The organism is Pseudomonas sp. CCNWLW23 (genome assembly GCF_037095675.1).
Taxonomy (GTDB): Bacteria; Pseudomonadota; Gammaproteobacteria; order Pseudomonadales; family Pseudomonadaceae; genus Aquipseudomonas; species Aquipseudomonas atacamensis.
Genome location: NZ_JBAWKM010000003.1, coordinates 80,393 through 94,895 on the forward strand (window position 1 = coordinate 80,393; position 14,503 = coordinate 94,895).

Below are 14,503 nucleotides of genomic sequence, written 5' to 3' on the forward strand. Positions count from 1 at the left end.
TGGGGTCTGTCGCATTGTGCGCTCAGCCTCACGGGTATAAACTTCGCCAACTTTACACAGAGGCCACTAACGGTTCCTTTGAGAACTGTTCAGTCAGCATGAAACCGATTCAGCTGCCCCTAGGTGTGCGTCTGCGTGACGACGCCACCTTCATCAACTACTACCCAGGCGCCAATGCCGCTGCACTCGGCTATGTCGAGCGTCTTTGCGAAGCCGACGCCGGGTGGACGGAGAGCCTGATCTACCTGTGGGGCAAGCACGGCGTCGGGCGCACGCATCTGTTGCAGGCCGCGTGCCTGCGCTTCGAGCAGATGGGCGAACCGGCGGTGTATCTGCCGCTGGCCGAGTTGATGGACCGCGGCGTGGAAATCCTCGACAACCTTGAACAGTACGAACTGGTCTGCCTGGATGACTTGCAGGTGATTGCCGGCAAGGCCGACTGGGAAGAGGCGATGTTTCATCTGTTCAACCGTCTGCGTGACAGCGGCCGGCGCCTGCTGATCGCCGCGTCCACTTCACCGCGCGAACTGCCTGTGAAGCTGGCTGACCTGAAATCCCGTCTGACCCTGGCGCTGATATTCCAGATGCGCCCGCTCTCCGATGAAGACAAATTGCGTGCGCTGCAATTGCGCGCGTCACGTCGTGGGTTGCACCTGACCGATGAAGTCGGGCACTTCATTCTCACTCGCGGCACGCGGAGCATGAGCGCGCTGTTCGATCTCCTCGAGCAGCTTGATCAGGCGTCCCTGCAAGCGCAACGCAAGCTGACCATTCCCTTCCTCAAGGAAACTCTTGGCTGGTAGTAGTGGGCTTTTGCCAGCTTTCAGGCGCCAGAAAACCCGCGTATCTGCGGCGATCCACCGGCCAGACGAGTTACGCGCTTAGATGTAAACGCGAAACCGGGAAGTCACATAAAGTTCGATTGAATTTGCAAATGAGGACGATAGCGGGCATAGTCTCGGCTTCTTTACAACTATCAGCCACGGTCGTGCCCATGCTAAAGCGCTTCGCACCCCTCGTGCCTCTCGCACTCGTTACCCTGTTATTCGGTTGTGCTGCTCATTCTCCGGTTCAAGAGCCGCCGCAACAGGTCAAGAATTCTGCTACCGCCCAGTCTTCCGTTATTTCCCAGGAAGAGCTGGACACCGAAAAAGAACTCAACCAGTTCAACGGCAGCAAGCCTTATCAGCTTCCTGTACTGGCTGACAGCATCCTCGAACGCGGCATGTCCCTGATCGGTACCCGTTACCGTTTCGGCGGTACTTCTGAAGCCGGCTTCGATTGCAGCGGTTTCATCGGTTACCTGTTCCGCGAAGAGGCCGGCATGAACCTGCCGCGCTCGACTCGCGAAATGATCAACGTTGATGCGCCACTGGTTTCGCGCAGCAACCTTGAGCCGGGTGATCTGCTGTTCTTCGCCACCAATGGTCGTCGCGGTCGTGTCAGTCACGCCGGGATCTACCTGGGTGACAACCAGTTCATTCACTCCAGCAGTCGTCGCAGCGGCGGTGTTCGCATCGACAGCCTGGGTGACAGCTACTGGAGCAAGACTTTCATCGAAGCCAAGCGTGCACTCGCCATGGCGCCGACCGTGGTCACCGCTCGCAAGTAAGCCCGAGGTCGCTGCGTTCGCGGCGACAAAACGGCACGGCAACGGAGTAGACCTAAACTTTACAAGGTGAAGTTAAAGTCTTACTTGAAGTTTGCCGCGTAGCCGCTAGAATCCTGAATTTATATTGATGGCAAACCGCCTGCGTGATGACGCAGGCGGTTTTGTTTCTGTCCATTCGGCAGAGAAAGCCGCAGCCAGATCAGGATGTTCTGCTTATGACGATGTCGGCCCGCCTCACCTTGATCCTTTGCGCCGCGCTGCTCAGCGCCTGCGCCAGCCGTACACCGCCGCCAGCCCCCGTGGTTCGCGCGCCAATCGTGTTCGCTCCTTCCCAGGCTTTTTCCCCCGTTGCTGAAGACGTGCTGTTCCGCGCCCTCGGCCTGGTCGGCACGCCGTATCGCTGGGGCGGCAACACGCCAGATTCCGGTTTCGATTGCAGTGGTCTGATCGGTTTCGTCTACCGCGACGCGGCGGGAATTTCGCTGCCACGCTCGACCCGCGAAATGATCGTCATGCAGGCGCCGAATGTCGGCAAGGAAGGCTTGCAGACCGGCGACCTGATTTTCTTCGCCACCAATGGCGGCTCGCAGGTCAGTCATGCGGGGATTTACGTCGGTGAGGGGCGCTTCGTGCATGCACCGGCCACGGGTGGCACGGTCAAGCTCGATAGCCTGTCGAAGGCCTATTGGCAGAAGGCGTATCTGAGCGCCAAGCGGGTGTTGCAGCCGGGGCAGCTGGCGCATAACCCCTAGCGCGTATGCATAACTAATTGTGGGAGCGAGCCTGCTCGCGAAGGCGGAGTGTCATTCGACAATGATTTGACTGATACACCGCTTTCGCGAGCAGGCTCGCTCCCACATTTTTTTACGTCGTGCTTAGCTTATTTGCTGGCCGACACACGCCACACTTTGTTCCCGACATCATCCGCCACCAGCAAGCCACCTTGCTGATCGATGACCACGCCAACTGGGCGGCCCAGCGCATTCTCGTCCTTGTCGAGGAAACCGGTCAGCACATCCACCGGTTGCCCGGTCGGTTTGCCGCCAGTGAACGGCACGAAAATCACCTTGTAGCCACTGTGCGGTTTGCGGTTCCACGAGCCGTGCTGGCCAATGAACGCGCCTTCCTTGAATTGCGCCGGCAAGCGGTTGCCCTCGGCGAAGGTCAGGCCCAGCGAAGCGGTGTGCGGACCGACCGCGTAATCCGGAGCGATGGCCTTGGCCACCAGATCCGGATTCTGCGGTTTGACTCGCACATCGACGTGCTGGCCATAGTAGCTGAACGGCCAGCCATAGAAGCCGCCGTCCTTGACTGACGTGATGTAGTCCGGCACCAGGTCGCTGCCGATTTCGTCACGCTCGTTGACCGCTGTCCACAAGGCGCCGCTGGTGGGTTCCCAGGCAAGGCCGTTGGGGTTGCGGATGCCCGAGGCGAAGATCCGGTGATTGCCGGTCGCCCGATCCACTTCCCAGATCGCCGCGCGGCCTTCTTCCTGATCCAGACCGTTTTCGCCGACGTTACTGTTCGAGCCGACGGTGACGTAGAGCTTGTTGCCGTCCTTGCTGGCGATGACGTTCTTGGTCCAGTGGTGATTCAGCGTGCCGCCGGGCAAGTCGACGACTTTGATCGGTTGGGTTTTGATCTCGGTGGCGCCCGGCTCGTAGTTGAAGCGCAGCAGGCGGTCGGTGTCGGCAACGTACAAATCATTGCCAACCAGCGTCATGCCAAACGGCGAATTGAGGTTCTGCAGGAACACCGTGCGGGTTTCCGCGACGCCATCGTGGTCGGCATCACGCAGCAGGGTGATGCGGTTCGGGCTGGGTACGCCGGCACCGGCCTTGCCCATGACTTTCTTCATCACCCAGCCACGAATGCCTTTGCTGTCATCGGGCTTGGGCGGCGCATTGGTTTCCGCCACCAGCACATCGCCGTTGGGCAGCACGTAGAGCCAGCGCGGGTGATCGAGGCCTTCGGCAAACGCGGCGACCTGGGTGCCGGCCGCTGCGGTCGGTTTCGCGCCGTCCGGCCAGCCCACCGCCGGGGCGATGTTGACTGTCGGGATCAGCGTCTTGTTCGGTTCGGGCAGTTTCGGTGACGGACCGGTGCCGTCGGAGACTTGCAGGCTGGAGGTTTCACCGCAGGCAGCGAGCCCGCCAGCGACGGCGATGATGAGAGCGAGTGGGGCCTTGCGCATTGCTGATCTTCCCTATGAATGCATTCCTAAACATAGAGGAGGGCGCAGGCCCGATGGTTCAACTGCTCAACCGCGGGCTTCCTTGAACAGCACGGCGATGCCCGGATGATAGTTGCCCGCGTCGCTGTGCAATTTGCGATAGGCGTAGGGGAAATACCAGGCCACGGCGCAGGTGTGTTCCTTTTGCAGGTCGTCGACCATGTCCTGCAGTTCCTCGGGGCTGGCGCTCTGCTGGACCTTTTGCGGGGCGACGAAGAGGCAGCCGAGCTTGAGATCGCTGGCGTAGCTGATGCGCTTGGCATCAGCGGTGATGTCGAGCAGGGCCTGGGTCAGGTTGAGGTTGTTGACCCGTGGCCAGCGTTGCGTGGCCTGGATGAACGCGCGGTCTTCGGCGCCAGCGATCAGCAGATCTGCGCGAGCATTGCGTTCGCCTTCTTCGTTCTGTTTGCGCGTGGCCGTGTCGTTCAGCGTGACCATTTCAGCCATCCACGCCGCTGCCGCGAGCAGACCGAGATTGGCTTTCTCGTCGTGCCAATATGGCGTGTCGTTGTCGCCGCGAACGGTGTTGTAGCGATCGATACAGTCAAACCAGCGTTCCAGCATCGGGCGCAGGAATTCCAGGCGCGGGTTGCTGATGATCATGCCTTGCATCGTCGTCATCCTTATTGTTGTAGTGGGCTTTTTTGGAAAAAGCATGGCTCTTTGATATCACTTGTCACAGTCTGGCACAAGATTGCCGCTGCACATTTGATCAGCGGCAGTTATTCGCGCGCAAAGCGCCTCTTCAATTGACGCTCCACCCCCAACCCTCTAACCTTCGCCGCTTGTTTCAGGTGCTCTGTGGCCCCGCGTCGACAGAGTGAAACAGGGAAGCCGGTGAGGGTGGTCTTCAAGCGAAGCCACGACGATCCCGGCGCTGCCCCCGCAACGGTAAATGAGTGAAAACTGCGCCTTCAGCCACTGCCTCGAAAGAAGCGGGAAGGCGCGCAGTCCGGCGAAACGCCGCTCATGAGCCCGGAGACCGGCCTGATCCATCTCAGCGGCATCACGGTGGGCGATGCCAGGCTTTTTGCCGTCTATTCTTGTGCCTGCCCGCCGTTATCCAGCCTCAACGGAGAGCTCCCCCCATGACTGATTCCCCCGAGCGTGACGAACGCCATCTGGCGCGTATGCAGCGCAAGAAAGCCGTGATCGACGAACGCATCGCCAACTCGCCCGACGAATGTGGCCTGGTGCTGGTGCTGACCGGCAATGGCAAAGGCAAAAGCAGTTCGGCGTTCGGCATGCTCGCCCGCGCCATGGGCCACGGCATGCAATGCGGCGTGGTGCAGTTCATCAAGGGCCGCAACAGCACCGGCGAAGAATTGTTTTTCCGCCGCTTCCCCGAGCAGGTGCGTTTCCACGTCATGGGCGAAGGCTTCACCTGGGAAACCCAGGATCGTCAGCGCGACATCGCCGCGGCGACCGCCGCTTGGGAAGTCTCGCGCGAATTGTTGCGCGACCCTTCGATCGGTCTGGTAGTGCTCGATGAGTTGAACATCGCCCTCAAGCACGGCTACCTCGATCTCGATCAGGTGCTCAGCGATTTGCAGGCGCGTCCGCCGATGCAGCACGTGGTGGTCACCGGTCGCGGCGCCAAGCCGGAAATGATCGAGATGGGCGACACGGTCACCGAGATGGGCATGCTCAAGCACGCCTTCCAGGCCGGGATCAAAGCGCAGAAAGGCGTCGAACTTTGAAGCAACCACGTCACTGCCCGGCGGTATTGATTGCCGCGCCGGCCTCCGGTCAGGGCAAGACCACCGTCACCGCTGCACTCGCCCGTTTGCATCGCAACCAGGGGCGCAAGGTGCGCGTGTTCAAATGCGGCCCGGACTTTCTCGACCCGATGATCCTCGAGCGCGCCAGCGGTGCGCCGGTGTATCAACTGGACATGTGGATGGTCGGCGAGCAGGAAAGTCGCCGGCTGTTGTGGGAAGCCGCCGCCGAAGCCGACCTGATTCTGATCGAGGGCGTAATGGGCCTGTTCGACGGCACGCCGTCCAGCGCTGATCTGGCGCGCCACTTCGGTGTGCCGGTGCTCGGCGTGATCGATGGCACCGCCATGGCGCAGACCTTTGGCGCCTTGGCGCTGGGCCTGGCGAAGTATCAGCCGGACTTGCCGTTCGCTGGCGTGCTGGCCAACCGCGTCGGCACCCTGCGCCATGCGCAATTGCTCGAAGGCAGCCTCACCGAAGGTTTGCGCTGGTACGGTGCGCTGTCCCGCGAGACCGGCATCGAATTGCCGAGCCGCCACCTCGGTCTGGTCCAGGCCAGCGAATTGAATGATCTGGATCTGCGTCTCGACGCGGCTGCCGATGCGCTGGCCAGCAGTTGCCAAGTCGCGCTGCCACCGGCGGTTGAATTCGCCGCGCCTGACCTCATCGCCGCCGAGCCTTTATTGAATGGTGTGCGCATCGCCGTCGCCCGCGATGAAGCCTTTGCCTTCACCTATGGCGCCAGCCTCGATCTGCTGCGGGCGATGGGCGCCGAGCTGCAATTTTTCTCGCCGATCCGCGACACGCAATTGCCCGAGGCGGACAGCCTGTATCTGCCGGGCGGCTATCCAGAGTTGCATCACGTCGCGCTGGCGCAGAACACCTCGATGCTTGCAGCAATCCGCGCGCACCACGCGGCGGGCAAGCCGTTGCTCGCCGAATGTGGCGGCATGCTTTACCTGCTTGATTCGCTGACCGACGTGGAAGGCACCCGTGCTGAGCTGGTCGGTTTGCTCAAGGGCGAGGCGGTGATGCAGAAGCGTCTGGCGGCGCTGGCGTTGCAGGCGGTTGAGCTGCCGGAAGGGGAGTTGCGTGGGCATACCTATCATCATTCGCTGACCACCACCGAGCTGACGCCTATTGCCCGTGGGCTGAGTCCCAATGGCGGGCGCGGCGCTGAGGCGGTTTATCGCGAGGGACGGATGACGGCGTCGTACGTGCACTTTTATTTCCCATCGAATCCGACTGCGATTGCGTCATTGTTTGCGCCAGACAGTGAGGCCGGCTTCGCGAGCAAGCTCGCTCCCACAATGGATGACCTGAACCCTGCGGGAGCGAGCCTGCTCGCGAAAGGGCCATGACCGACAACACATTCTCCGAAGCCGAACGCGCGGCGGTCTACAAGGCCATCGCCGAACGCCGCGACATGCGCCACTTCACCGGCGGCAGCGTCGAACCGCAGCTGCTGCGTCGTCTGCTCGAAGCCGCTCATCAAGCGCCGAGCGTCGGCCTGATGCAGCCGTGGCGCTTCATCCGCATCAGCGATCGCGCTCTGCGCGGGCAGATCCGCGATCTGGTGGAAGAAGAGCGCATCCGCACCGCCGAAGCCCTTGGCGAGCGCAGCGATGAGTTCATGCAGCTCAAGGTCGAAGGCATCAACGACTGCGCTGAGGTGCTGGTCGCGGCGCTGATGGACGATCGCGAAAAACACATCTTCGGTCGGCGCACGTTGCCGGAAATGGACATGGCCTCGTTGTCCTGCGCGATCCAGAATCTGTGGCTGGCCTCCCGCGCTGAAGGCTTGGGCATGGGCTGGGTCTCGCTGTTCGAGCCGCAAGCGTTGGCGGATTTGCTCAAGTTGCCGGCCGGTGCCAAGCCGCTGGCGGTGTTGTGTCTCGGCCCGGTCAAGGAATTCTACCCGGCGCCGATGCTGGTACTTGAAGGCTGGGCGCAGGCGCGACCGCTGAACGAGCTGCTGTACGAAAATTATTGGGGAGTGAGTCAATGAGTGTGGCGTTGCTGAGTGTCGCTGCGGTAGCGCTGGATGCGCTGCTCGGTGAACCGAAACGCTGGCATCCGCTGGTGGCGTTCGGCAATTTTGCCGGACGCATTGAGCAACGCTTCAACGCCGGCGGCCGTGGCTGGCGCAGCCATGGCGTGACCGCGTGGGTTATCGCGGTACTGCCGCTGACCTTGCTCGCCACGGCATTTTCCTGGGCGCCCTATGTCGGCTGGATTGTCGAGATTCTCGCGTTGTATTGCGCCCTCGGCATGCGCAGCCTCGGCGAACATGTTGCGCCGGTTGCGGCGGCGTTGCGCGCCGATGATCTGGACGAGGCGCGCAAGCGTGTCGGTTATCTGGTCAGCCGCCAGACCGATGAACTCGACGGCACTGCGGTTGCCCGCGCCGCGACTGAGTCGGTGCTGGAGAACGGCAGCGATGCGGTGTTCGCTGCGCTGTTCTGGTTTGTCGTCGCCGGCGCGCCGGGCGTGGTCCTGTATCGCTTGAGCAATACCCTCGATGCGATGTGGGGTTATCGCAACGAACGCTTCGAGCGTTTCGGCTGGGCGGCGGCGAAAATCGACGACGTGTTGAACTACATTCCTGCGCGTCTGGTGGCATTGACCTACGCGCTGCTCGGCAAAACCCGACTCGCGCTCAAGTGCTGGCGCACCCAGGCGCCAAAGTGGGACAGCCCCAACGCCGGCCCGGTGATGGCGGCCGGTGCCGGTGCACTGGGCGTCGAGTTGGGTGGCCCGGCGATCTATCACGGCGAACTGCATGAACGTCCGCAACTGGGCGAAGGTGCGCCGGCTGATGCCGATTCCATCGACCGTGGCTGGCAATTGGTCCAGCGCGGCGTATGGTTATGGCTGCTGATGCTTTGCCTGGGGGCGGAATTTTATGCTTGAGCACGGTGGCCGGCTGCGCAAGGCTGCACTCGATTACGGGATTGCCGAAGCCGACTGGCTCGACCTGTCCAGCGGCCTCGCGCCGTGGCCGTTCCCGATCCCGGAGATCCCGCTACGCGCCTGGGCGCGCTTGCCGGAAACCGATGACGGTCTGGAACAGGCCGCCTGCGATTATTACGGCGCCGCGCAGGTGCTGCCGGTCGCCGGCTCGCAAATGGCCATCCAGTTGCTGCCGCGTCTGCGCCGGGCCGGCAAGGTCGGCGTGTTGTCGCCGTGCTATGCCGAGCATGCCGAAGCCTGGAGGCGCAGCGGTTACATTGTCCGTGAAGTGCTCGAGCAGGAAGTCGAGTTCTTTCTCGACAGTCTTGATGTGCTGGTGGTGGTCAATCCGAACAATCCGACCGGCCTCAGCCTGACCCCGGCGCGCCTGCTCGACTGGCATGCGCGGCTGGCGCAACGTGGCGGCTGGCTGGTGGTCGACGAAGCGTTCATGGACAACACGCCGCAACTGAGCCTGGCGCCCTATGCGCATCAGGTCGGGCTGGTGGTGTTGCGTTCGTTCGGCAAGTTTTTCGGTCTGGCCGGGGTGCGCCTCGGTTTCGTTCTGGCCGAGCGCAAGTTGCTCAAACTGCTCGCCGAACAGGTCGGGCCGTGGGCGGTGAGCGGGCCGACGCGGGTGCTCGGTACGGCGTGCCTGCAAGACACCGAGGGTCACACCCGTCAGCGGATTCGCAGCGATGAAGCGAGTGAACGGTTGGCGGCGCTGCTGACCCGTTGCGGTTTTGCACCGCAGGGTGGCTGCGCGCTGTTTCAGTGGCTGATCACCGAGCACGCCGAAGCGCTGCACGAATTCCTCGCCCGGCGCGGCATCCTCCTGCGCCTGTTCAGCCACAACAGTAGTGTACGTTTCGGCCTGCCAGCGGATGCCGCGCAAGCGCTGCGTCTCGAACAGGCTTTGCAAGCTTTCACCAAGGACCATCCATGACCACTCTGATGGTGCAAGGCACCACGTCCGATGCCGGCAAAAGCACTTTGGTGACGGCGTTGTGCCGCTGGGCCACCCGCCAGGGTGTGGCGGTGGTGCCGTTCAAGCCGCAGAACATGGCGCTCAACAGCGCAGTCACCGCTGACGGCGGCGAGATCGGCCGCGCGCAGGCAGTGCAGGCGCAAGCGGCCTTTCTCGAACCCCACACCGACATGAACCCGGTGCTGCTCAAGCCCAACAGCGACACCGGCGCGCAGGTGATCATTCATGGCCGCGCGGTGACGACGATGAACGCCGTCGCCTATCACGATTACAAGGCCATCGCGATGCAAGCGGTGCTCGCCTCGCACGAGCGACTCAGCGCTGCGTATCCGCTGGTAATGGTCGAAGGCGCCGGTTCGCCGGCGGAGATCAATCTGCGCGCCGGCGACATTGCCAACATGGGCTTTGCCGAAGCGGTGGATTGCCCGGTTTTGCTGATCGCCGACATCAATCGCGGCGGCGTGTTTGCGCATTTGGTCGGCACCCTGGAATTGCTTTCGCCGAGTGAACAGGCGCGGGTCAAAGGCTTCATCATCAACCGCTTTCGCGGCGATATCGCCTTGCTGCAACCGGGCCTCGACTGGCTGGAGCAGCGCACCGGCAAATCGGTGGTCGGCGTGTTGCCCTACGTGATGGACCTGCACCTCGAGGCCGAGGACGGCATCGACCAACGCCAGACCGACAAGGCCGAGCAGGTGTTGAAAGTGGTGGTGCCGGTGCTGCCGCGCATCAGCAATCACACCGATTTCGACCCGCTGCGTCTGCACCCGCAGGTGGATCTGCAATTCGTCGGCCCGGGCCAGGCAATTCCCGCCGCCGACCTGATCATCCTGCCGGGCTCGAAAAGCGTGCGCAGTGATCTGGCTTATCTGCGCGCCAACGGCTGGGACGCGGCAATCAATCGGCATCTGCGCTACGGCGGCAAGGTGCTGGGGATTTGCGGCGGTCTGCAGATGCTCGGCGAGCAGGTGCACGATCCGCTTGGGCTCGAGGGTGCTGCCGGCTCGAGCGCCGGTCTGGGTCTGCTGGCGTTCGAAACCCAGCTCGAAGCCGAAAAGCAACTGCGCAACGTGCGCGGGCGGCTGGCACTGGAAAACGCCGCAGTCAGCGGTTACGAAATTCATGCTGGCGTAACCAGCGGGCCGGGGCTGGAAACCCCGGCGGTGCATCTGGACGACGGTCGTTGCGATGGTGCGCAAAGTGCCGATGGCCAGGTGTTCGGCACCTATCTGCATGGCTTGTTCGAATCCCCCGAGGCGAGCGCGGCGTTGTTGCGCTGGGCCGGGTTGAGTGATGTGCAGGAAGTCGATTACCACGGCTTGCGCGAACGCGACATCGAGCGGCTGGCGGATCTGGTGGAGAAGCATCTGGATACCGGGCTGTTGCGTCAGCTCTGCGGGATTTGAGTTGTCCTGGCTGGCCTCTTCGCGAGCAGGCTCGCTCCCACAGGGAACTGCGATCAACGGTGGGAGCGAGCCTGCTCGCGAAGGGGGCGGCTGCCTTACCACACATTTTTGGATGAACCCATGCTCCAACTGATCCTCGGCGGCGCCCGCTCCGGCAAGAGTCGTCTAGCGGAAAAACTCGCCAGCGACAGCCATCTGGCGGTCACCTACATCGCCACCAGCCAGCCGCTGGACGGCGAAATGAATCAACGCGTCGCCCATCATCGCGCGCGTCGCCCGGCCGAATGGGCGTTGATCGAAGAGCCGCTGGAACTGGCCCGCGTGCTGCGCGAATCCGCCGGCGCCGAGCGCTGCCTGCTGGTCGATTGCCTGACCCTGTGGCTGACCAATCTGCTGATGCTCGACGACGCCGAACGTCTCGCCTCCGAGCGTGAAGCCTTGCTCGACTGCCTGGCGTCGTTGCCGGGTGAAATCATTTTTGTCAGCAACGAGACCGGAATGGGTGTCGTGCCGCTGGGCGAATTGACTCGCCGCTATGTCGATGAAGCCGGTTGGCTGCATCAAGCTCTGGCCGAGCGCTGTCAGCGAGTTGTCCTGACCGTCGCCGGCCTGCCCCTGACTTTGAAAGGACCTGCGTTATGAGCCCGACCTGGTGGCTGAACCCGTGCAAAACCGAGAACGCCGAAATCGTTGCGCAAGCGACCGAGCGCCAGCAGCAACTGACCAAACCGGCCGGTTCGCTGGGGCGCCTTGAATCGGTGGCCGTGCACCTGGCCGGTCTGCAAGGTCAGCTCAAGCCAACGCTGGATCAAGTCTGGATCGCGATTTTCGCTGGCGACCATGGCGTGGTAGCCGAAGGCGTATCGGCTTATCCGCAGGAAGTCACCGGGCAGATGCTGCTCAACTTTGTCAGCGGCGGCGCGGCGATCAGCGTGCTGGCGCGTCAGCTCGGCGCGCAGCTGGAAGTGGTCGATCTGGGCACGGTGAATCCGGCGCTGAATCTGCCCGGCGTGCGCCATCTGAACATCGGCGCGGGAACGGCGAACTTCGCTCAGGGCGCAGCGATGACTCAGGCGCAGGGCGAATCGGCCTTGCAGGCCGGTCGCGACAGCGTCTTGCGCGCGAAAGCCGCCGGCACGCAGTTGTTCATCGGCGGCGAAATGGGCATCGGCAACACCACGGCGGCCAGTGCGCTGGCCTGCGCCTTGCTCGATTGCCCGGTGGCGCACCTCACCGGTCCCGGCACCGGGCTGAATGCCGCTGGCGTCAGCCACAAGGCGCAAGTGATCGAACGCGCGCTGGCGCTGCATGCCGCACAGCGTGGCGATGCCTTGCAGACGCTGTTCAATCTCGGCGGGTTCGAGGTTGCCGCGTTGGTTGGCGCCTATCTGGCCTGCGCGCAGGAAGGCATTGCGGTGCTGGTCGACGGCTTCATCTGCACGGTCGCGGCACTGGTCGCGGTGCGCTTGAATCCAGCCTGTCGTGAGTGGCTGTTGTTCGGCCATCGCGGTGCCGAGCCGGGCCATCGCCATGTGCTGGAAACCCTGAGCGCCGAGCCGCTGCTCGAGCTCGGCCTGCGCCTCGGCGAGGGCAGTGGCGCGGCGTTGGCGGTGCCGTTGCTGCGTCTGGCCTGTGACCTGCACGGGCAAATGGCGACATTCGCCGAAGCAGCCGTGGCGGATCGCCCGGCATGAGCCTGCGCCTGGATCTGCTGCGCCACGGCGAAACGGAACTCGGCGGCGGCTTGCGCGGCAGCCTCGACGATGCTCTGACCGCAAACGGCTGGACGCAGATGCGTGCGGCGGTGGTCGACGGCGGGCCGTGGGATCGTATCGTCAGTTCGCCATTGCAGCGCTGCGCGCGCTTCGCTGCTGAACTCGGGGAGCAACTGAACCTGTCCGTGCATCTGGACAAGGATCTGCAGGAACTGCATTTCGGCGCGTGGGAAGGGCAGAGCGCGGCGGCGCTGATGGAAACGGATGCCGAAGCGCTGGGGCTGTTCTGGGCGGATCCCTATGGCTTCACGCCACCGCAGGGGGAGCCGGTCAGCGCGTTTTCCGCGCGGGTGTTGGCGGCGGTCGCGCGATTGCACGCGGCTTACGCCGGCGAACGGATTCTGCTGGTCAGCCACGGCGGCGTGATGCGCTTGTTGCTCGCGCAGGCACGAGAGCTGCCACGTGAACAGTTGCTCAACGTCGAAGTCTGCCACGGCGCGCTGTTTGCGCTAACAGTCGCTGCGGACGGCGCGCTCAAGGAAGGTCACTGAGATGTTGCCGCTGTGGATCGCCTTGCAGTTTCTCAGCAGTCTGCCGATTCGCCTCCCGGGCATGCCCGCGCCGCAACAGCTTGGCCGTTCGCTGCTGTTTTATCCGCTGGTGGGATTGCTGTTCGGGCTGATCCTCTTCGCGTTGAATCTGTTGTTGGCCAGCGCGCCGATGTTGCTGCATGCGGCGCTGTTGCTGACCGTGTGGGTATTGCTCAGCGGCGCGCTGCATCTCGATGGCTTGGCCGACAGCGCCGATGCCTGGCTCGGCGGTTTTGGTGATCGCGAGCGCACGTTGACGATCATGAAAGATCCGCGCAGCGGGCCGATTGCGGTGGTCACGCTGGTGCTGGTGTTGTTGCTCAAATTTGCCGCACTGCTGGCATTGATCGAACAAGGGCATACCCTGGCGCTGATCATCGTGCCGGTGCTCGGGCGAGCGGCGCTGTTGGGGTTGTTTCTGACTACGCCGTATGTGCGTGCGGGTGGCTTGGGTCAGGCACTGGCCGATCATCTGCCGCGTAGAGCGGGGTGGTGGGTGCTGGGGTTGAGTGCGCTGGGCTGCGTGTTCATCGCGGGTATTGGCGCGGTGCTGATTTCGCTGGTCGGGTTTGTCTGGCTGCGGCGTTTGATGATGCGGCGGTTGGGCGGGACTACCGGGGACACGGCGGGGGCGTTGCTGGAATTGCTGGAGATGGGGGTGTTGGTGGGGCTCGCTTTGGTCTGAAGGATTTGCGGAGATGATGCCGGCCCCTTCGCGAGCAGGCTCGCTCCCACCTTCGAAATGCAATCCCCTGTGGGAGCGAGCCTGCTCGCGAAGGCGGCCTCACCGGCAACAATGATGTGCAGAGTAAACTCATCTGTAACTTGATTTAACACACTCGCGGGTATATACACGCATCATGCTTCCTTCTCAGTGTTTGTGCACCAACCTGCGTCGCGCCGCGCGTGGCGTCAGCAGGCATTACGACGGCGCTCTCGACGGCTTCGGGATCAACGTTGCCCAGTATTCTCTGCTGTGTAATCTGCAGCGGCTGGAGCAACCGAGCATTTCCGAACTGGCCGAAGCCATGGGCCTGGATCGCAGCACTCTCGGGCGCAATTTACGTGTGCTGGAGGGCGAAGGTCTGGTGGCGCTGGCCGAAGGCGAGGACATGCGCAACCGTATCGTGCGCCTCACCGAAACCGGCGTGCAGCGCCTGGCAGCAGCATTGCCGGCGTGGGAAGCGGCGCAACAGCGGCTGATCGACCGTCTCGGTGCCGAGAAGCGCGAAACTTTGCTCAAACTGCTCGACGAACTGGCCTGACGCCGGTTTTTTCGCGCTCAAGCG

Annotated in this window: 16 protein-coding genes and 1 riboswitch; of the genes, 14 read left to right on the forward strand and 2 right to left on the reverse strand. The window is 63.0% G+C overall.

The window, feature by feature from the left end; translation table 11 throughout:
• Positions 1-98 precede the first annotated feature (98 nt).
• The 3 genes from hda (at position 99) to V8J63_RS05750 (ending at position 2,364) form a co-directional block, all read left to right on the forward strand.
• Complete coding sequence (gene hda / locus V8J63_RS05740) at positions 99-803, forward strand: DnaA regulatory inactivator Hda (RefSeq protein WP_007919828.1); 705 nt, start codon at positions 99-101, stop codon at positions 801-803.
• A 191-nt stretch (positions 804-994) separates the two neighbouring features.
• Positions 995-1,612 carry a C40 family peptidase gene (locus V8J63_RS05745; protein WP_130927494.1) on the forward strand — a complete coding sequence of 206 codons (618 nt, stop codon included), beginning with the start codon at positions 995-997 and terminating at the stop codon, positions 1,610-1,612.
• 215 nt (positions 1,613-1,827) lie between these two features.
• Positions 1,828-2,364, forward strand: coding sequence for a C40 family peptidase (locus V8J63_RS05750; protein WP_041479547.1), 537 nt, complete (start codon positions 1,828-1,830; stop codon positions 2,362-2,364).
• Positions 2,365-2,492: 128 nt separating this feature from the next.
• On the opposite strand, the gene V8J63_RS05755 is transcribed toward V8J63_RS05750, so the two are convergent.
• Positions 2,493-3,806 carry a PQQ-dependent sugar dehydrogenase gene (locus V8J63_RS05755; protein WP_206420823.1) on the reverse strand — a complete coding sequence of 438 codons (1,314 nt, stop codon included), beginning with the start codon at positions 3,804-3,806 and terminating at the stop codon, positions 2,493-2,495.
• Positions 3,807-3,872: 66 nt separating this feature from the next.
• The gene (locus V8J63_RS05760) at positions 3,873-4,457 is read right to left on the reverse strand and encodes a hypothetical protein (RefSeq protein ID WP_336463737.1); all 585 of its coding nucleotides are present in this window, start codon (positions 4,455-4,457) and stop codon (positions 3,873-3,875) included.
• A 163-nt stretch (positions 4,458-4,620) separates the two neighbouring features.
• Positions 4,621-4,850, forward strand: a riboswitch (cobalamin riboswitch).
• A gap of 83 nt (positions 4,851-4,933) precedes the next feature.
• Between V8J63_RS05760 and cobO the strand changes: the two genes are divergently transcribed.
• The 11 genes from cobO (at position 4,934) to V8J63_RS05815 (ending at position 14,479) form a co-directional block, all read left to right on the forward strand.
• On the forward strand, positions 4,934-5,545 hold the full coding sequence (gene cobO, locus V8J63_RS05765; RefSeq protein ID WP_016773703.1) for a cob(I)yrinic acid a,c-diamide adenosyltransferase: 612 nt from the start codon (positions 4,934-4,936) through the stop codon (positions 5,543-5,545).
• Entirely contained in the window at positions 5,542-6,924 is a 1,383-nt protein-coding gene (locus V8J63_RS05770) for a cobyrinate a,c-diamide synthase (RefSeq protein ID WP_130887141.1), read from the forward strand. Before cobO ends, V8J63_RS05770 begins: the two co-directional genes overlap by 4 nt.
• The gene (bluB, locus tag V8J63_RS05775; RefSeq protein ID WP_024012169.1) at positions 6,921-7,571 is read left to right on the forward strand and encodes a 5,6-dimethylbenzimidazole synthase; all 651 of its coding nucleotides are present in this window, start codon (positions 6,921-6,923) and stop codon (positions 7,569-7,571) included. Before V8J63_RS05770 ends, bluB begins: the two co-directional genes overlap by 4 nt.
• The gene (gene cbiB, locus V8J63_RS05780; protein WP_130902178.1) at positions 7,568-8,476 is read left to right on the forward strand and encodes an adenosylcobinamide-phosphate synthase CbiB; all 909 of its coding nucleotides are present in this window, start codon (positions 7,568-7,570) and stop codon (positions 8,474-8,476) included. Before bluB ends, cbiB begins: the two co-directional genes overlap by 4 nt.
• Positions 8,469-9,461 carry a threonine-phosphate decarboxylase CobD gene (cobD, locus tag V8J63_RS05785; protein WP_073472676.1) on the forward strand — a complete coding sequence of 331 codons (993 nt, stop codon included), beginning with the start codon at positions 8,469-8,471 and terminating at the stop codon, positions 9,459-9,461. Before cbiB ends, cobD begins: the two co-directional genes overlap by 8 nt.
• On the forward strand, positions 9,458-10,909 hold the full coding sequence (locus V8J63_RS05790) for a cobyric acid synthase (RefSeq protein ID WP_130887140.1): 1,452 nt from the start codon (positions 9,458-9,460) through the stop codon (positions 10,907-10,909). Before cobD ends, V8J63_RS05790 begins: the two co-directional genes overlap by 4 nt.
• 120 nt (positions 10,910-11,029) lie before the next feature.
• Entirely contained in the window at positions 11,030-11,551 is a 522-nt protein-coding gene (gene cobU, locus V8J63_RS05795) for a bifunctional adenosylcobinamide kinase/adenosylcobinamide-phosphate guanylyltransferase (protein WP_336463738.1), read from the forward strand.
• On the forward strand, positions 11,548-12,603 hold the full coding sequence (gene cobT / locus V8J63_RS05800) for a nicotinate-nucleotide--dimethylbenzimidazole phosphoribosyltransferase (RefSeq protein WP_336463739.1): 1,056 nt from the start codon (positions 11,548-11,550) through the stop codon (positions 12,601-12,603). The genes cobU and cobT overlap by 4 nt, the downstream gene beginning before the upstream one ends.
• Positions 12,600-13,175 (forward strand): alpha-ribazole phosphatase family protein, encoded by a 576-nt coding sequence (gene cobC / locus V8J63_RS05805; RefSeq protein WP_336342397.1) that lies wholly within the window; start codon positions 12,600-12,602, stop codon positions 13,173-13,175. Before cobT ends, cobC begins: the two co-directional genes overlap by 4 nt.
• 1 nt (position 13,176) lies before the next feature.
• Positions 13,177-13,899, forward strand: coding sequence for an adenosylcobinamide-GDP ribazoletransferase (locus V8J63_RS05810; protein ID WP_336463740.1), 723 nt, complete (start codon positions 13,177-13,179; stop codon positions 13,897-13,899).
• A gap of 175 nt (positions 13,900-14,074) precedes the next feature.
• Positions 14,075-14,479: a MarR family winged helix-turn-helix transcriptional regulator gene (locus tag V8J63_RS05815; protein ID WP_016773714.1), complete on the forward strand. Its 405-nt coding sequence runs from the start codon at positions 14,075-14,077 to the stop codon at positions 14,477-14,479.
• Positions 14,480-14,503 lie beyond the last annotated feature (24 nt).

Coding starts and splice junctions, on each gene's coding strand:
- bluB (WP_024012169.1), top strand. CDS start 6,921: ATGACCGACAACACATTCTCCGAAGCCGAACGCGCGGCGGTCTACAAG.
- cobT (WP_336463739.1), top strand. CDS start 11,548: ATGAGCCCGACCTGGTGGCTGAACCCGTGCAAAACCGAGAACGCCGAA.
- V8J63_RS05790 (WP_130887140.1), top strand. CDS start 9,458: ATGACCACTCTGATGGTGCAAGGCACCACGTCCGATGCCGGCAAAAGC.
- cobC (WP_336342397.1), top strand. CDS start 12,600: ATGAGCCTGCGCCTGGATCTGCTGCGCCACGGCGAAACGGAACTCGGC.
- cobO (WP_016773703.1), top strand. CDS start 4,934: ATGACTGATTCCCCCGAGCGTGACGAACGCCATCTGGCGCGTATGCAG.
- cbiB (WP_130902178.1), top strand. CDS start 7,568: ATGAGTGTGGCGTTGCTGAGTGTCGCTGCGGTAGCGCTGGATGCGCTG.
- V8J63_RS05760 (WP_336463737.1), bottom strand. CDS start 4,457: ATGCAAGGCATGATCATCAGCAACCCGCGCCTGGAATTCCTGCGCCCG.
- V8J63_RS05815 (WP_016773714.1), top strand. CDS start 14,075: ATGCTTCCTTCTCAGTGTTTGTGCACCAACCTGCGTCGCGCCGCGCGT.
- cobD (WP_073472676.1), top strand. CDS start 8,469: ATGCTTGAGCACGGTGGCCGGCTGCGCAAGGCTGCACTCGATTACGGG.
- V8J63_RS05755 (WP_206420823.1), bottom strand. CDS start 3,806: ATGCGCAAGGCCCCACTCGCTCTCATCATCGCCGTCGCTGGCGGGCTC.
- V8J63_RS05750 (WP_041479547.1), top strand. CDS start 1,828: ATGACGATGTCGGCCCGCCTCACCTTGATCCTTTGCGCCGCGCTGCTC.
- cobU (WP_336463738.1), top strand. CDS start 11,030: ATGCTCCAACTGATCCTCGGCGGCGCCCGCTCCGGCAAGAGTCGTCTA.
- V8J63_RS05745 (WP_130927494.1), top strand. CDS start 995: ATGCTAAAGCGCTTCGCACCCCTCGTGCCTCTCGCACTCGTTACCCTG.
- hda (WP_007919828.1), top strand. CDS start 99: ATGAAACCGATTCAGCTGCCCCTAGGTGTGCGTCTGCGTGACGACGCC.
- V8J63_RS05810 (WP_336463740.1), top strand. CDS start 13,177: ATGTTGCCGCTGTGGATCGCCTTGCAGTTTCTCAGCAGTCTGCCGATT.